This is a genomic window from Salegentibacter salegens (genome assembly GCF_900142975.1).
Taxonomy (GTDB): domain Bacteria; phylum Bacteroidota; class Bacteroidia; order Flavobacteriales; family Flavobacteriaceae; genus Salegentibacter; species Salegentibacter salegens.
The window spans coordinates 2,541,302-2,556,575 of sequence record NZ_LT670848.1 but is presented as its reverse complement, the minus strand read 5'-3'; the positions used below and the strand labels follow the sequence as shown (position 1 = coordinate 2,556,575).

Genomic DNA, 15,274 nt, shown 5'->3' with positions numbered 1-15,274 from the left:
TTCGCTTTAATGGGAAAATTATTCCTGGTTCCAACGCCAATAGGAAATTTGGACGATATGACTTTTAGGGCGGTAAAAGTGCTAAAAGGAGTAGATACTATTCTTGCCGAAGACACCCGAAATAGCGGGAAACTTTTAAAGCATTTTGACATTGGTACGCATATGCAAAGTCACCATATGCATAATGAACATAAAACAGTAGATCACATAGTTGAGCGTATTAAAAGCGGCGAAAATATCGCGCTAATAAGTGATGCCGGAACTCCCGCAATTTCTGATCCGGGATTTTTATTGACCCGCGCCTGTGTTGAAGCCGGCATAGAAGTAGATTGCCTTCCCGGCGCCACAGCCTTTGTTCCAGCACTTGTAAATAGTGGTTTTCCTAATGATAAATTCATTTTTGAAGGTTTTTTACCGGTAAAAAAAGGCCGACAAACGCGCTTAAACTTACTTGCGGAAGAAACCCGAACTATGATTTTTTATGAATCGCCTCATAAATTGCTGAAAACGCTAAAGCATTTTTCAGAGTTTTTTGGGGAAGACAGGCCGGTTTCGGTTTCCCGGGAAATCACCAAACTTCACGAAGAAACAATTCGCGGCACGGCTGCTGAGGTTCTTCAGCACTACACCAATAAACCACCAAAAGGGGAAATCGTGATTGTGGTAGCAGGAAAAGGGAAGTGAAAAATTGAAGAATCAAGAAACCAAGACTAAAATACTTGAATTCAATATTTCAGATCGCTTTTATTTTCACTATTTATCACTGACTAAATCAACAAAATCAAACTTTTTTCCGCTGAATAAACCTTTATCCGAAAGTTTTAGATCGGGAATTACTAACAGAGCCATAAAGGAAAGCGTCATAAAAGGAGCTTTTAGGGTGCTGCCCAAATCTTTGGCCATTTCGTCTATTTCCTGGTATAATTTCCCGGTTTCCCAACCATCTTTATCGCTAATAATTCCGGCAATTGGAAGCGGAAGTACTTTTTGCTCATTTCCATTTACGCCGCAAATTCCTCCTTTATGTTTAATGATGAGATTTACCGCGTTGCAAATTTCCTTATCTGATGTTCCAACAGCGATAATGTTATGCGAATCGTGGGCTACAGAGCTGGCAATTGCTCCTTTTTTTAGTCCGAAATTCTTTATAAAAGCGACTGCGGGGGCTTTGTCTTCATACCGGTTTACTACAGTGATTTTTAAAATATCATTTTCAATATCTGAAACTAGATTTCCATCTTTTTCTAGCGCTTTCTCTTGAAATTCATTAGTAATAAGTTCCCCATCCACCGCTTCGATGACTTTTATGGTTTTTCCAGCTGCGTTTACTTTAAAATCTTCAGGCGTTTTGTAAGAAGTATTAAAATTATTCGGGTTTTCAAATGGAGAAGATTTGATATGAGACTTACCATTTTCAGCAACTAGTTCTCCGTCAATATAAGTTTGTAAAACTTCAAAACTGGTAAGATCCTTTACCAGGATAAAATCGGCGGGATCGCCTACTTTTAATTGTCCGCTTTCTAAATTATAATGATTTACAGGATTAATACAAGCGACTTCCAGAACCTTAAAAATATCTATGCCTTTAGCAACCGCCCTTGTACAAAGCTGATTGATATGCCCTAAAACCAGGTCATCCGGGTGCTTATCGTCAGAGCAAAACATCATGTTTTTATAATGTTCCGGCAGCAGATTTATAAGCGCCTCAAAATTCTTCGCCGCGCTGCCTTCCCGAATAAGTATCTTCATTTTCAAACCAAGTTTTTCCTTGGCTTCTTCAGCGGTATAACATTCGTGATCTGTAGAAATACCGGCTTCAGCATATTTTTTAGCGTCTTCTCCGCGTAATCCGGGTGCATGGCCATCGGTAGGTTTATCAAAATGTTTGGCCCAGGCAATTTTTTTCAACACTTCATCATCTTTAAAAATCACTCCGGGATAATTCATCATCTCAGCGAGATATTTTATTTCTGGAAGAGCCAGTAAATCTTTAATATCTTCAGCATTAATCACTGCTCCCGAAGTTTCAAAATTAGTAGCAGGCACACAGGAAGGTGCACCGAAATTAAATTTCAACGGACTTTTCTTTCCGTTTTCAATCATAAACTTAACGCCTTCCTTTCCTAAAACATTCGCGATCTCGTGAGGATCTGAAACCGTGGCCACCGTACCGTGAATTACCGCCAAACGGGCAAATTCGGTTGGTACTAGCATAGAACTTTCAATGTGTATATGCGCATCTATAAACCCGGGAAGCAAAAAGCTTTTTACTTCATGCTGTTTTTCTTCAATCTTTGTGATCTTTCCGTTCTCGATGCTGATTTCCGCAGGAAAAATCTTCCTGTTTTCAATATCTACGAGCTGGCCTTGTATAATTTTGATCATATTTTATCTATAAATCTTAAAGCGTGAAATTAGGCAATATTATTAATTGCTGAAATTTTTAGAAAGTTGGTTTTAGTGAATTCCCCCTTATTGGTATTGAAATACAATACGTATTTTTGAAAAAAACTTACGATGCGCTGGACTTTAAAACCTAAACCCGATTCTTTAGTTGTTAATAAACTTGCCGAAGAATTAGGGGTGGAAACGCCTGTGGCGACTCTTTTGGTGCAGCGCGGAATAATGACTTATGAAGCCGCAAAAAAGTTTTTCAGGCCCCGTCTGGAAGAGCTGCATGATCCATACCTCATGAAGGATATGGATGTGGCTGTAAACCGAATTCAGCAAGCAATCGCTTCCGAAGAAAATATTATGGTTTATGGCGATTATGATGTAGACGGGACTACCAGTGTGGCTTTAATGTCTTCTTACTTAAAAACCCTTACCCCAAATATCGCTACTTATATTCCGGACAGGTATACTGAAGGTTACGGAATTTCTTACCAGGGAATTGATTTTGCAGCCGATAACGAGATTTCATTGATCGTTGCCCTGGATTGTGGAATAAAAGCCATTGATAAAGTGGCTTATGCCGCTGAAAAAGGAATCGATTTTATTATCTGTGATCACCACCGTCCAGGAGAAAACATTCCTCAAGCCGTTGCGGTTTTAGATCCCAAGCGGGAAGATTGCGAATATCCATATAAAGAACTTTGCGGTTGCGGCGTTGGTTTCAAATTGATTCAGGCTATAAACACTAAAAGAGGAGGAACACCCGAAGTTTTGCTACCTTATCTTGATCTTGTTGCGACCGCCATTGGGGCCGATATTGTTCCGATTACCGGTGAAAATCGAATTCTGGCTTATCACGGTTTAAATGTAATTAACGTGGCACCTCGAATGGGTTTTAAGGCGATTTTGGCCCAGGTTAAAAAGGATAAACTCACGATTACTGATGTGGTTTTTATTATCGCACCGCGTATAAATGCAGCCGGAAGAATGAAGCACGGCTTGCACGCGGTGAATTTGCTTTCCGAAGAAGACGAAGCTACCGCTATGGAATTCGCTGGTGAAATAGAGAATTTTAACGCCGAAAGAAAAACCACCGATAAGGCGATTACCATTGAAGCCCTTGGGCAAATTGAAGAATTGCAGGAACAGGAACGTTATAGTACCGTGGTTTATCACGAAGGCTGGCATAAAGGTGTGATTGGAATTGTGGCCTCCCGTTTAACCGAAACTTATTATCGTCCCACACTGGTTTTTACAAAAAGCGGTGAGAAACTGGCAGCTTCAGCGCGCTCGGTAAAGGGTTTTGATGTTTATAATGCTTTAGAAGCCTGTAAGGAGCATATCGAGCAGTTTGGCGGACATAAATATGCGGCAGGATTGACTTTAGAAGCTTCGGAATATGAAAACTTTAAAGCGAAGTTTGAATCGGTGGTTTCTGAAACTATAGATAGGCGGTTGCTAACTCCTGAAATTGCTGTAGATGCCGAAATTAACCTGGATGAAATTACTCCGAAATTCTTTAGAATCTTAAAGCAATTTGCTCCTTTTGGTCCGGGGAATATGAGTCCGGTTTTTATGACCCAAAGCCTCACAGATACAGGTTATGGGAAATGTGTGGGTGCAGATGAAGCACATCTTAAATGCCAGGTAAAACAGAAAGGTAAGCGTGCAGTCTTTGATATGATCGGTTTTGGACTGGGAGAGAAATTCGAAACAATTTCAGAAAAGAAAACTTTTAAAGCGGTGTATTCTTTAGACGAAAACGAATGGAATGGAAACGTTTCTATTCAGTTAAAATTAAAGGATATCAGCGAATAGGTCTTGTTAAACCAGGCAATTCATCAATTAATATTAGTGTTAAACTTAAAATAAAAAGTACTTATTTAAGTACTTCTGTGTATTTTTGTAATATGGAAACAGTGAACTATAGTAATTTTCGTTCCAACCTAAAATATTGGTTTGATAAGGTTATTGATGATGTAAGTGATGTTATCATTAAGCGTAAGGGAGGTAAAGATCTTGTTCTAATATCCCTTGATGAGTATAATTCTCTTAAAGAAACCACTTATTTGTTAAGCGGAAAGAATAGGGATGTTTTATTGAAATCTATCCAGGAATTAGAAACCGGTTCAGGTGTTCGAAAAGATCTTATTGAGTAATGCGGTTGGTTTGGTCTTCAACTTCCTGGGAAGATTACCTGTACTGGCAAAAAGCGGATAAAAAGATTCTTAAGCGGATTAATACGCTAATAAAAAGTTGTCTTCGAACTCCACAAGAAGGCATTGGTAAACCCGAAGCCTTAAAAGGAGATTTGCAAGGTTATTGGTCAAGGCGAATCACTTCTGAACATCGCCTGGTTTATAAATTTGAAAAAGACGAATTAATGATAGCTGCCTGTCGTTATCATTATTGGAAATAAATAGTTTTAGGTCCGGTATAATCTAATTTTCCAACCCTTTTTTATGTTAAAATAAGTTGCAAACAATCTTCAAGGAAAAAGCTTGTAAATATCATTACGCTTTACAAAACGTTGCAAACTTGCCGTGTTCTTATCTAATAAATAGAACCCCAAACGGTAGTCTCTTATTCTTCCTCGATAAGCATTGGGATGATTTTTTAATTTTTTTATTCCGTTTACTTCTTCCAAATTAGAAGCATTTTTAAGCTCTAATATCTTTTTGAGAAGCGTCGCTTTGGTTTTCTTATCCTTAAGCTTTTCTAAGTCTTTTTTAAATTTTGAATGATAAGTTAAAATCATTCTTTTAGTAGTTTAAAAATTTCCTCTTCAGGTACATTATCTTCAGGGTCGTTTTGCTGCATCAGGGCTAATAGTCCGAGATCTTCCTTTTCTTCATCAGTAAGGGAAGCATATTTTTCCAGCTCTTTATTTTTTACAAATGCATGTACGGCTTTTTCAAGAAGGGCTTTAACGCTGATGTTTTCGTAAGCAGAAATCAGTTTGATTTTTTTTAGAGTAAGATCGTCTATATCTATATTTTTTCTCATCTGGAGTATTTTAATATAATGTATACAATATACAAATGTATAAAATAAAAGATAATGAAATTTTTCAAATTCACTGATAATTAGTTAGTTGAAGATAATTTTTTTAAAGAAGTCTTCTCCCCATCAAAAACCGCATAAGTGTAAAAATCTATCCAGTCGCCGGTATTGATATATGTAGATTTTCCGTTTAAGTCGATTTCCAGAGGTAAATGCCGGTGGCCAAAAAGGAAATAATCGTAATGTTTTTCTTCTAATTTTCGGCGGCAATATTGAATAAGCCACTCTTTTTCTTCGCCTAAAAATTTTTGCTCCTGATCACCTGAAATCGCTTTGTTTTTTACTGAAAAATACTGCGCCAGCGGAATACCCAAATCGGGATGTAACCAGCGATAAAGCCATTTAGAAAACGGATTCGTAAAAACCTTTTTCATCCGTTTGTAGCCGTGATCTCCCGGGCCGAGTCCGTCGCCGTGGCCAACAAGGAAAGTTTTATTATTGAATTCAAACTCCCTTGGCTTATGAAATACCGGAATATTAAGTTCCTCTTCAAAATAATCCTGCATCCACAAATCGTGATTCCCTACAAAAAAATAAATCGGGATTCCGCTATCTTTAATTTCTGCCAGTTTCCCTAAAACCCGTACAAAACCTTTAGGGACGGCGTGTTTGTATTCAAACCAAAAATCAAAAAGATCGCCGAGAAGAAAAATAGCGGCTGCGTCTTCCTTAATTTCATCCAGCCATTTTACAAATCTTATTTCCCTTGGTCTACTTTCTTCTTGTGTAGGTGCACCAAGGTGATTATCGCTGGAGAAATAAACTTTTTTGCCTTCGGGAATGTTCATTAATAATTATTATGAGAAGTAAATATAAATATTTAGCTGTAGACCTCACAGGTTTTCAAAACCTGTGATTTTAAGCCTTCTGTCTTAATCTATTCCTCTTCGGGGATTGAGGTGCTTAATTTTGATCGCTTGCAAACCATTCAGCAAAACTGGATTCGGTTTCCTGGAGTTTTAGCGAGTGGAGTTTTATATGTTCCGGTAAATGTTTCTGTATTTTTTCAGCAAAATCAACTACCATATTTTCGCTGGTGGGTTGGTATTCGACCAAAATAACATGGTGACCTCGATTTTTTAATTCTTTAGCAAGCTCTACGTGAGGCGTGTTTTTATTGAAAACCGTGGCGTGGTCAAACTGGTCTACAATTTCAGATTTCACGATCTTTTTCAAATCTCCAAAGTCTATTACCATCCCAAGCTTTACATTGTCACTATCGGTAATAGGTTCGCCAATTACACAAACATCTAGCTTATAGCTGTGCCCGTGTACATTTCGGCATTTCCCGTCATAGCCGTAGAGTGCGTGCCCAGTTTCAAAAGAGAACTTTTTGGTAATTCTAATCTTGCTCATCTCGCGTTATTTTTGGCAAAGTTAAGGGTTTTTTAGCGTTATATTTTTTAGGTGTGGCAAATAACTTTCTGTTGTATATTTGTCCACTTTTTTAATGAAGATGAACGCACAAACCACTACCGAACTCTTTGAACAACTGGATTTTAAAGAAAATCCTTTCTACGAAAATATTATTACCGATTTAGTTGAAAACCAATACTGTATTGTAGACGATTTTTTTGATACTGAAGAAGTTACAATGCTTAAAGATTCCTTGAAATCGAAATTTGAGGAATCGCAATTCAAAAAGGCGGCTATTGGCAATAAAACCAATGAAGTGGTTGCTAAATCTATTCGTGGGGATTTTATTTTATGGCTTAATGAAGCCGAAGCCGGGAGAGCCGAAAGCCTGTTTTTTAATAAAATAAATTCGCTGGTAGCTTACCTGAATAAAACCTGTTTCCTCGGGATTTTAACTAAAGAATTCCATTATGCACTTTATCCGGAAGGAACTTTTTATCTGCGTCATTTGGATACGTTTCAGAATGACGGCAGGAGAAAACTATCCCTGGTTTGTTACTTAAACGAAGAAGACTGGAAGCCTGAAAATGGTGGGGAATTAGTAATTTATTCCGAAGAAAACGGGGTTGAGGTTTCAAAAGCTATTTATCCAATGCCCGGTCGCGTAGTGATTTTTGAAAGTCAGGTGCTGGAACACGAAGTAAAACCGGTAAAAACTGCAAGACTTAGCATAACCGGTTGGTTGAAAACACGATAATTACTCGATAATCGAGATTTAAATTCTCCTTCCTGAAGCATCGGGATGTCTCGAAATCAGCAATAGTTTTCTGTCTAATGCATCGTGGACTTATCCTGAGGTAATTATTTGTTGAATTTTTTATAAAGTACCACCACGATTAAAACCACGGCTAAAATTAGCCAAAAACCCATTCCGCTTAAAAAACTTAGAAATTCCCAGGTATCTTCTCCCATTAGTTCATCCTGTTTTTCTCCTGTCTTTTCCTCCAGTTGTAACGCGCATAGAAGAAAATGGCAAGAATGAGTAAAATACCTAACAGGTAAAGCCAGTTATCGGCAATAAATTCCCAAATGGTAAAACCCCATTCCTGTTCCCGGGTGGCATCACGATCTTTTGGTAAATGTTGCTGTGGTAAACTCATAAATTAGTTTCTAAGGTTGAAATTAAGCTTTTTTAAATAAGAACTCTGTTATAGGGATGCTAATTTCCGCATACCGAAACCACGATAATTTTAGGTGAAAATCTAAACTAATTTTCAATCTGGCGTTTATTATTTCTTATCTTTTTGCGAAGAAAAATAACAAACAGTCCGGCAAATATTAGGATACCCAGCAGTAAAAAAAGCAGGTTTTCAGCAATAAAATAACCTATAGAATAACCAAGGTCATAAGCCTTGCCACCGGTTTTATCAAAATAAAGTAAAAGCATATGTTTATTTTTTATATTTAGCTAAAGCAGCTTTAGTAAAATCTGAAAGTACTAACTCTCCTGAGATGGCTGCTCTTTCTGGAAGTAATTGCTCCCAGTGGTCTGTATTTTTCCAAAGCATTTGTTTCATTTCGTATAGGGCTTCGGGATTGTAAGAAGCCAGTTTTTCGGTAAAAATGCTTACTTCCCTATCCAGCTCTTTTAGACTTTCAAACACACGAGCATATAAGCCTTTATCTTTGGCCCAATAAGCGTTTTTCCATTCGTGGGCAGCAAGGCTTATTTCCCCAAGCGCACCAACACCAATTTTGCGTTCTACGGCCGGGGCAATTACAAACGGACCAATACCTATACTAATTTCTGAAAGTTTCACCGCAGCAGCATCAGTAGCCATTGCATAATCGCAAGCAGCAACGAGTCCAACACCACCGCCAACAGTTTTTCCCTGGATTCGGCCAACAATAAGTTTTTTACATTTTCGCATTGCATTTAAAACTTTCGCAAAACCCGAAAAGAATAATTTCCCGGCTTGCATAGTTTCAATCGCTACAAGTTCGTCAAAAGAGGCTCCTGCACAAAAGGCTTTTTCTCCTTCAGATTTTAATAAAATCACTTTTACGCTGTCGTCTTCAGATAATTTCTGAAACTCTTTCTCAAGCCGATCTAATAAGTCTGAAGGGAAAGAATTACTGGCCGGGTGACCAAATTCTAAATGCGCGATTCCGTTTTCTATATTGGTGTATAAACTGCCGTTTTCTCGTGTGGTAGACATAAAATTGATTTTTCAATTAGCTGAATAACCAAATTTAGAAAGTTTAATACTGATATTGCCAGTTTTGGATTAAAATTTAGAATTTGTTGTTTAAAACTTGAGCGGTGGTAAAGAATTCAAAGTTAAAGCTTAAACTGCCTACTGCACACTGTGACTGCCAACTGAATCAAACTTCTTTTTGTAAATATTTTCTTCGGAATTTAATCACCAAACCGGCACTGCGAATAAGCATCCAGACAAAAAACGCGATCCAGATTCCGTAGAGTTTTAGACCATAATAATCTGAAATTAAAAGGGCAGGAGTAAAGCCAAGAAATGTGGCTACCAGCAGTAGATTCCGAAGGTATTTAGCCTCACCCAAACCTTTAAAAATCCCGTCAAACATAAAAGCGATGGCATTTACAGGTTGCATTAATAAAACGATCCAGAAAACCGATGAGAATATAGCCAGGACGCTTACATCTTTATTAAAAACCAATCCAATTTGGTTGTAGAAAAGTCCGCAAATGGCCATTAGCATAAAAGCGATTAGGACCGCATATTTGCTTATTTTTTTACTGAGTTCCCATAAGTTTCTGTAATCACGGGCACCGAGTAATTTCCCGCCAATCGCATTCCCGGCGTTCGCATAACCATCTATGAAAAAGCTAAAGAAAAGCCAGATATTCATCAGAATACTTTGAGCCGCGATGTAGTTTTTCCCATAATCGGTGGCGTAGGCATTTGCAAGGTAAATGGCGAAATTTAAGGCGGCCGTTCTTACAAAAAGATTGGCTGCCATAAGCAAAAGTCCCTTTAAGCGCGGATTTATATTTAAACTTAGTTTTAGGTGAAAAGGCGTTTTTTTAAAGAAAAACCATAGTGCCATCACTAGCATTGTAGACTGAGCTGCGAGGCTGGCATAAGCAGCGCCTTTAAGATGCATTGCAGGAATAAGTCCGTCAACGCCGTAAACCAACAGAAAATCCAATCCTACGTTTACAGCAGCACCGGCCAGGCTGCATTTCATCGCCCAAAGTGTGTTCTGTAATCCTCTAAAAACGCCAAAAATGGCAAAAGTCACCAAAGTTAATGGGTAACCCAAGGCTCGGATTTGATAATAGTCTTCAGAATACTGTAAGATCAAACCTTCGGCGTTGTAGGCACTAAAAATTGCTTCTGCGAAAAAAGCGGTGGTAGCATAGATCACCAGGCTAAAAGCAAAATTGAAATATATGGCCTGCGGAATAAGCGTTTTTACCGCGTGCAGCCTGTTGGCGCCCAAATGTTGAGAAACAATAGCCGAAATGGCGGTTTTGGTTTGCGCAACGATCCAAATAATGGCCGATAGAAAGGAACCTACAATTCCTGCCGCAGCAAGGGCTTCAACCGAATTGTTTTCTACATTTCCAATTATCGCAATATCGGTAAGGGAAATTAGAGGTTCGGCAATTCCGGCAATAATTGCGGGAATGGCAATTCGGTTTATATTTTTAAAACTTACAGCAGATTCCAAAAATTGGCTTTTTCAGCAGCAAATATAGAATGCTTTATTGTAAAGCCTCATCGCAACATTGATTTCTTAAGGGTTTTTCTCAATTTTCATTTAAAGTAGTTGCTATTAGTTTTTCGTAGCAGTGAAAAGGATGTTCATTTTTATGCGGAAAATAGACATCACCAAGTTTTGTATAATCACGAGCTTCGTAGAATTTTTGATTTCGTTTGTTTTTGCTGAAAGTATCTAATCTTATGGAACTGAAATTTTGACTTGTTGCAAATTCTTCGGCAAAATCCATCATTTTCCTGGCGTAGCCTTTCCCCCAGTAATTTGGGTGTGTAGCGAGCCTGTGAACATAAAGATTATTGCCGGTTTTGCTAAGCCAGTTTATACTGCGATAAACTTCATCCATTTTTGAGGTGAGTACAATAATGGCGATAATCATATTCTCTTCCTCAAAAACATATAATTCTTTATTCTGAACATCATTTTGAAGTTTGTCACGGGAAGGATAATGTTCATTCCATTGAAAAATATTTTGGTGTTGGAGCACTTCAGCACAGGCTTCCGTTAGGTTTTTGATCTTGGGGAGGTCTTTTAAACTTGCTTTTTTAATCATTTTTATTCAGAATAATAAATAAAAGTTCTTTGTTGGAATTTACAGAAAATTATTACATTTGCCTTCCAATTGGGGGATTAGCTCAGCTGGCTAGAGCGTTTGGCTGGCAGCCAAGAGGTCATCGGTTCGACTCCGATATTCTCCACAAAACCACCGTATCGCGGTGGTTTTTTTGTTTCTGACTTTTTCATTTTAAAATATTGAAGGCTGACTAGTGCGTCTCGATACAAGATCGGGAAGGCATCGATTCCCCCAGACCAGACTATGGGTTTAGTTTCCTTCAAAACCACAAAGGTTTGCAGTTTTCATTTTGGAGAAAATAAAGAGGCTGTCTAAAAAGTTTAATTTCGTCAAGCTGAACTGGTTTCAGCTTCTAAGATGTGTTTATTTGCGATGCGACAACTTAGATTCTGAATTAAATTCAGAATGACGTTAAAAAAACTTTTTAGACAGCCTTAATTATACTTTTAAAATGCTTAAGAATCAGCTTCGTCGTTGTCCAGGTATTCGTCTTTTAAATCCTGAACGTTGGCATCAAGGAAAGTAGCTGTCCTGTTAAGCACGTGCTGAAATTCTTTGGTTAATTCATCTTTATTCCACGGGTGAGAAATTTCAAAAACGTGATCGGCATTTTCAACTAAAAGCAGTTTTGAAATTGGGCTCCATTCAAAGAGATTTCCCGCATCGGCAATAGAAACCGTGGTGTCGTTACTCCCGTGGGCAATAAAATGCGGGATGTCTAGCTTCTTAGTCGCTTTTTGAATATTTAAACGTTCTCTATTTTCCCTAAAATTCTTATAAAATTGATAGTGATGCGGTAATTGCTGTCCGGTTCTTGTATTTTTTATATACTGTACACCTTTTTTCTCCCAGGCTTCCAGTTCTTTTTCCTTTGGAAAACGCGAAGCAAAATCGCTCACGGCCGCCAGGGTAATTAGTTTGTTGATCCTCTCTTCTTCAGCCGCTTTTAAAATGGCAATTCCACCGCCACGGGAGTGACCAATAAGGTTGATGCTTTTCACATCAATTTGTTGGGCTTCATTAAAATCGGGGGTTAAAACCCAGTCAATTACTGTTTGTAGATCGTCTAACTCTTTTATATAATTATTATCACCAAAAGCTTCAATATTTAAAAATTCGGTTGGGTTATCTGGTGAAGTCCCGTTATGAGAAAAGTTAAATTTCACGAAGAAATATCCTTTTTCTGCATAGAATTCTCCCATTTTATCCCAGGCGCCCCAGTCTTTAAAACCTTTGTAACCGTGGCAAAAAATCACGATTGGCTTGGGTTTTTTGTCATCGTTAAAAATTAGATCTATAAGAATAGGTTTATTGTGCTTTCCATCAATCTGGAGATTGGTTCTTTTAGTAATTTCCATAGGTTTTTATATTTCTTTTTCTGTAAAAGGAATTTCAGGATCGCAAATTTCGGTAATTAGTTTCTTTAATTCTATCTCAAATGCCTCTAGAATCTCCTTATTTATAGCCGTTTCTTTATTTTTTGTTCTTGGTTTATCTTTCTTTCCGAATTTCAGGAATCCGCTTTTTAAATTTTTAAATGAAATGATGCCCGCTTCAACCGGTAGTTCCAGCGAGTTTTGGTCTTGCATCATTTTCGTATACGCCAAAACCTGAAAACTTTTGCTGTATTTATCGTAATCTGAAGTGAGATCTGCCCAATCTACAATTTCAATTTTATCCTGGGTAACCTTTCCAGTCTTATAATCAATAATTCTGGTGGTGCCATTTGTACTTTCCACACGATCCACTTTTCCGCGCATAAAGATCGGAAAATCAAGCTGCTCTATCCTAATTTCAGATTTTAAAGTTTTCTCAATTTTTAGGATTTTAATTTCTTCGGTTTTAAGTCGGTTTAATTCCAGGTTTAGAAAATTACGAAGATACCGTTTGGCCACTTCATAAATTAACAGGTTTTTGCCCTGGTTTACTGGCCCGTTCATATAAGATTTTTTAAACTGAAGTGTAATCTCTTCTTCAATTCGCGCCTTGAATGTTTTTATATTTTCTTCTGTGAGGATTTGGTTCTCCAGCGGTTTATAGAAATTCTCAAGACTATCGTGCACTACCGTTCCCAGGGTATTATATGCCACCGTTTCTTCCACTTCTTCGCTATCGCGAACCCCAAGAACGTATTGCCTGTAAAAATCCAGGGGATTTCGAATATAGGAAGTCAAAGCAGAAGGGGAGAAGCCGTAAGCAGCGAGCGACTTTATTTTTTCCATAATTTCCGGAGTTTTTTTCACTTCCCGAAGGTCATTTTTAATCGCCGGAACCTTAGGGCTCACCATCGCGTGTGTGAGCTGATGCGCCGGTTGTTTTTCAATTTCCAGTTGAGTAAGGAACCTGCTCTTTTCTCCGGAATTTAATCCGTCGGTTTCTGTGTTGTAGAGCAAATGTACATTTTGAGCTCGTTGCAAAAGCCTGTAAAAGTGGTAGGTGTAAACCGCGTCTTTTTCTTTGTAAGTAGGTAGTTTGTAAGTTTGTTTTAAGTCGAAAGGAATAAAAGAACTCCCCGATTTTCCCGAAGGTAAAACGCCTTCGTTAACCGAGCAAATAATCACATTTTTAAAATCTAAAGCGCGAGATTCCAGCATTCCCATAAGCTGTAAACCTTTAAAAGGCCTTCCCTGGAAATCCAGGCTTTGGGTACTCATTATTTCTTTATAAAACTGGTAAAGCGACTTAATACTTTTTAGATGCGGATAAGCTTCGTTGAGGTTGTCAAGCTTATTACATAGCACATGAAAATGATATATAAACTCCAGCCCAAGCTTATTATCGCTGCTTTTTAAATGAATTTTAACCTGGTTTATAATTTCCTGAAAAGCCTCTAATGCTTTTTTAGGCGAGTTATCCCATTTTCTAAAACAGGCTTTTAATAAAGGTTTTGCTTCAGTAGAAAAGGAATTTATAATTTCTTCGGAAGATAGGTTTACCGTATTTTCTGACTGAATTTTTTCTATAAAAACTTCGGTTTCCTGTTTTAAGATTTCGTGGAGTGCAGGATGATTTATAACTGAAATCACATCTTTATAATAATAGGTTGAAGCAGTGTTTTGATGTATCTGGAACAGCCTGTCAAAAAGAGAAGCGATGGGCGCATTTTTAAGTGGAAATCCCATGGTGATGTTCAAATCCTGTACATTGGGTGGTAAACTGTTTAACACCGGCAGCAAAAGGTCTTCTTCTCCTAAAACCACGGCGGTTTCCTGAAGTGTTTCTTCATCTAAATTCGCCAGTAACTCTCCTAAATATTTTGCCTGTCCTACATTTTTTGGTATGCCGGTAACCTGAATATTTTTCGGCTTATGGTATTCATTTACATTCAATTTTGCCTGTTTTTCGCGATAAACCGGCCAGTCTTTTAAATATTGATTTATAAAGAGCGAAGCATCGTGTTGCCTATCTTTTACAAAAACCTCATCTAAATCCCAGTAGATCTCTGCACAATCGTTTTCTAATAGATGTTGAACGATTAGTTGCTCTGCAGTATTTAGCGCATTAAAACCTATAAAAACGTGTTTAGAGGAATTCTCCCTGGCGTAATTCGGAATATTTTCTGAAGCTTTTCTATAAATCAAGCCCTGGTAGCCTGTGTTTTTTGATAATAGTTCCTCCTTTAAAGCTTCATAAAATGCCGGAAGACTATTCCAAAACGATAAATAATTATTTATAAGTTCGGTTTTGGGCTCCTGGATAGACCAGTGTTTTAGGTCCTGAATATCTGCCAGGTAATTAAAAAAGCTTTTATAGTCTATTAAATAACGGTCTATTTCATTAAAATCGTGAATAAGACTTTGGGCCCAGGCCGTAAAAGTTTCAAAATCTTCCTGTTCTTGCTGGGGCGTGATTTTTTTGTAGACATTATAAAATTCAAAAAGGCTAAGGGTGTTATCTACGGTTTTGGTTTCTGAAATAACTTCTGTAAACTCTTCAATGCTATAAACTTTAGGCGCAAAAATGTGATTTTCGCTCAAGGCAGAAAGTTCTTTTAATAGAAAACTTCCCGCACGTTTGCTGGGAAGAATAAAGATAATTTCTGAAATATTTTCTCCTGAAGAAATGAGCTCCTTAAGAACTCCTGAAATAAAAGATACCATAGCCTAAAAATAAAAAACGCCCCGG

At 37.8% G+C, this 15,274-nt stretch carries 17 protein-coding genes and 1 tRNA gene; 6 read left to right on the top strand and 12 right to left on the bottom strand.

Annotation, left to right across the window (positions count from 1 at the left end; all coding sequences use genetic code 11):
* Window positions 1–9 precede the first annotated feature (9 nt).
* Window positions 10–684, top strand: a complete 675-nt coding sequence (gene rsmI, locus B5488_RS11465) for a 16S rRNA (cytidine(1402)-2'-O)-methyltransferase (RefSeq protein WP_079735387.1) — start codon at window positions 10–12, stop codon at window positions 682–684.
* A 69-nt stretch (window positions 685–753) separates the two neighbouring features.
* Here rsmI and ade read toward each other — a convergent pair whose 3' ends face one another.
* On the bottom strand, window positions 754–2,385 hold the full coding sequence (ade, locus tag B5488_RS11460) for an adenine deaminase (RefSeq protein ID WP_079735386.1): 1,632 nt from the start codon (window positions 2,383–2,385) through the stop codon (window positions 754–756).
* Window positions 2,386–2,517: 132 nt separating this feature from the next.
* Here ade and recJ point away from each other — a divergent pair, with 132 nt between their 5' ends.
* The 3 genes from recJ (at window position 2,518) to B5488_RS11445 (ending at window position 4,813) form a co-directional block, all read left to right on the top strand.
* Window positions 2,518–4,212 carry a single-stranded-DNA-specific exonuclease RecJ gene (gene recJ, locus B5488_RS11455; RefSeq protein WP_079735385.1) on the top strand — a complete coding sequence of 565 codons (1,695 nt, stop codon included), beginning with the start codon at window positions 2,518–2,520 and terminating at the stop codon, window positions 4,210–4,212.
* 92 nt (window positions 4,213–4,304) lie between these two features.
* Entirely contained in the window at window positions 4,305–4,553 is a 249-nt protein-coding gene (locus B5488_RS11450; RefSeq protein ID WP_079736597.1) for a type II toxin-antitoxin system Phd/YefM family antitoxin, read from the top strand.
* Window positions 4,553–4,813, top strand: coding sequence for a Txe/YoeB family addiction module toxin (locus B5488_RS11445; RefSeq protein WP_079735384.1), 261 nt, complete (start codon window positions 4,553–4,555; stop codon window positions 4,811–4,813). The genes B5488_RS11450 and B5488_RS11445 overlap by 1 nt, the downstream gene beginning before the upstream one ends.
* A 69-nt stretch (window positions 4,814–4,882) precedes the next feature.
* Here B5488_RS11445 and B5488_RS11440 read toward each other — a convergent pair whose 3' ends face one another.
* The 4 genes from B5488_RS11440 to B5488_RS11425 all read right to left on the bottom strand — a co-directional run bounded on the left by B5488_RS11440 (window position 4,883) and on the right by B5488_RS11425 (window position 6,813).
* Window positions 4,883–5,152, bottom strand: coding sequence for a plasmid stabilization protein (locus tag B5488_RS11440; protein WP_079735383.1), 270 nt, complete (start codon window positions 5,150–5,152; stop codon window positions 4,883–4,885).
* Window positions 5,149–5,400 (bottom strand): hypothetical protein, encoded by a 252-nt coding sequence (locus tag B5488_RS11435; protein WP_079735382.1) that lies wholly within the window; start codon window positions 5,398–5,400, stop codon window positions 5,149–5,151. The genes B5488_RS11440 and B5488_RS11435 overlap by 4 nt, the downstream gene beginning before the upstream one ends.
* 80 nt (window positions 5,401–5,480) lie before the next feature.
* Window positions 5,481–6,245 (bottom strand): UDP-2,3-diacylglucosamine diphosphatase, encoded by a 765-nt coding sequence (locus B5488_RS11430; RefSeq protein ID WP_079735381.1) that lies wholly within the window; start codon window positions 6,243–6,245, stop codon window positions 5,481–5,483.
* A 115-nt stretch (window positions 6,246–6,360) separates the two neighbouring features.
* Window positions 6,361–6,813: a 6-pyruvoyl trahydropterin synthase family protein gene (locus B5488_RS11425; RefSeq protein WP_079735380.1), complete on the bottom strand. Its 453-nt coding sequence runs from the start codon at window positions 6,811–6,813 to the stop codon at window positions 6,361–6,363.
* 94 nt (window positions 6,814–6,907) lie between these two features.
* Here B5488_RS11425 and B5488_RS11420 point away from each other — a divergent pair, with 94 nt between their 5' ends.
* Window positions 6,908–7,570, top strand: coding sequence for a 2OG-Fe(II) oxygenase (locus B5488_RS11420; protein ID WP_170065271.1), 663 nt, complete (start codon window positions 6,908–6,910; stop codon window positions 7,568–7,570).
* A 214-nt stretch (window positions 7,571–7,784) separates the two neighbouring features.
* Here B5488_RS11420 and B5488_RS11415 read toward each other — a convergent pair whose 3' ends face one another.
* The 5 genes from B5488_RS11415 to B5488_RS11395 all read right to left on the bottom strand — a co-directional run bounded on the left by B5488_RS11415 (window position 7,785) and on the right by B5488_RS11395 (window position 11,128).
* Window positions 7,785–7,973: a hypothetical protein gene (locus B5488_RS11415; RefSeq protein ID WP_079735379.1), complete on the bottom strand. Its 189-nt coding sequence runs from the start codon at window positions 7,971–7,973 to the stop codon at window positions 7,785–7,787.
* A 107-nt stretch (window positions 7,974–8,080) separates the two neighbouring features.
* The gene (locus tag B5488_RS11410) at window positions 8,081–8,260 is read right to left on the bottom strand and encodes an LPXTG cell wall anchor domain-containing protein (RefSeq protein ID WP_079735378.1); all 180 of its coding nucleotides are present in this window, start codon (window positions 8,258–8,260) and stop codon (window positions 8,081–8,083) included.
* Between the two features lie 4 nt (window positions 8,261–8,264).
* Window positions 8,265–9,032: an enoyl-CoA hydratase/isomerase family protein gene (locus B5488_RS11405; protein WP_079735377.1), complete on the bottom strand. Its 768-nt coding sequence runs from the start codon at window positions 9,030–9,032 to the stop codon at window positions 8,265–8,267.
* A 166-nt stretch (window positions 9,033–9,198) separates the two neighbouring features.
* Window positions 9,199–10,527, bottom strand: coding sequence for an MATE family efflux transporter (locus B5488_RS11400; protein ID WP_079735376.1), 1,329 nt, complete (start codon window positions 10,525–10,527; stop codon window positions 9,199–9,201).
* 79 nt (window positions 10,528–10,606) lie between these two features.
* Window positions 10,607–11,128 (bottom strand): GNAT family N-acetyltransferase, encoded by a 522-nt coding sequence (locus B5488_RS11395; protein ID WP_079735375.1) that lies wholly within the window; start codon window positions 11,126–11,128, stop codon window positions 10,607–10,609.
* A gap of 71 nt (window positions 11,129–11,199) precedes the next feature.
* On the opposite strand from B5488_RS11395, the gene B5488_RS11390 reads away from it, so the two are divergent.
* Window positions 11,200–11,273: transfer RNA gene (locus B5488_RS11390), tRNA-Ala, on the top strand.
* A 331-nt stretch (window positions 11,274–11,604) separates the two neighbouring features.
* Here B5488_RS11390 and B5488_RS11385 read toward each other — a convergent pair.
* Both B5488_RS11385 and B5488_RS11380 read right to left on the bottom strand, forming a co-directional pair.
* On the bottom strand, window positions 11,605–12,507 hold the full coding sequence (locus B5488_RS11385) for an alpha/beta hydrolase family protein (protein WP_079735374.1): 903 nt from the start codon (window positions 12,505–12,507) through the stop codon (window positions 11,605–11,607).
* A 6-nt stretch (window positions 12,508–12,513) separates the two neighbouring features.
* On the bottom strand, window positions 12,514–15,249 hold the full coding sequence (locus B5488_RS11380; RefSeq protein WP_079735373.1) for a PD-(D/E)XK nuclease family protein: 2,736 nt from the start codon (window positions 15,247–15,249) through the stop codon (window positions 12,514–12,516).
* Between the last annotated feature and the right edge of the window lie 25 nt (window positions 15,250–15,274).

Coding starts and splice junctions, on each gene's coding strand:
- rsmI (WP_079735387.1), top strand. CDS start 10: ATGGGAAAATTATTCCTGGTTCCAACGCCAATAGGAAATTTGGACGAT.
- ade (WP_079735386.1), bottom strand. CDS start 2,385: ATGATCAAAATTATACAAGGCCAGCTCGTAGATATTGAAAACAGGAAG.
- recJ (WP_079735385.1), top strand. CDS start 2,518: ATGCGCTGGACTTTAAAACCTAAACCCGATTCTTTAGTTGTTAATAAA.
- B5488_RS11450 (WP_079736597.1), top strand. CDS start 4,305: ATGGAAACAGTGAACTATAGTAATTTTCGTTCCAACCTAAAATATTGG.
- B5488_RS11445 (WP_079735384.1), top strand. CDS start 4,553: ATGCGGTTGGTTTGGTCTTCAACTTCCTGGGAAGATTACCTGTACTGG.
- B5488_RS11440 (WP_079735383.1), bottom strand. CDS start 5,152: ATGATTTTAACTTATCATTCAAAATTTAAAAAAGACTTAGAAAAGCTT.
- B5488_RS11435 (WP_079735382.1), bottom strand. CDS start 5,400: ATGAGAAAAAATATAGATATAGACGATCTTACTCTAAAAAAAATCAAA.
- B5488_RS11430 (WP_079735381.1), bottom strand. CDS start 6,245: ATGAACATTCCCGAAGGCAAAAAAGTTTATTTCTCCAGCGATAATCAC.
- B5488_RS11425 (WP_079735380.1), bottom strand. CDS start 6,813: ATGAGCAAGATTAGAATTACCAAAAAGTTCTCTTTTGAAACTGGGCAC.
- B5488_RS11420 (WP_170065271.1), top strand. CDS start 6,908: ATGAAGATGAACGCACAAACCACTACCGAACTCTTTGAACAACTGGAT.
- B5488_RS11415 (WP_079735379.1), bottom strand. CDS start 7,973: ATGAGTTTACCACAGCAACATTTACCAAAAGATCGTGATGCCACCCGG.
- B5488_RS11410 (WP_079735378.1), bottom strand. CDS start 8,260: ATGCTTTTACTTTATTTTGATAAAACCGGTGGCAAGGCTTATGACCTT.
- B5488_RS11405 (WP_079735377.1), bottom strand. CDS start 9,032: ATGTCTACCACACGAGAAAACGGCAGTTTATACACCAATATAGAAAAC.
- B5488_RS11395 (WP_079735375.1), bottom strand. CDS start 11,128: ATGATTAAAAAAGCAAGTTTAAAAGACCTCCCCAAGATCAAAAACCTA.
- B5488_RS11385 (WP_079735374.1), bottom strand. CDS start 12,507: ATGGAAATTACTAAAAGAACCAATCTCCAGATTGATGGAAAGCACAAT.
- B5488_RS11380 (WP_079735373.1), bottom strand. CDS start 15,249: ATGGTATCTTTTATTTCAGGAGTTCTTAAGGAGCTCATTTCTTCAGGA.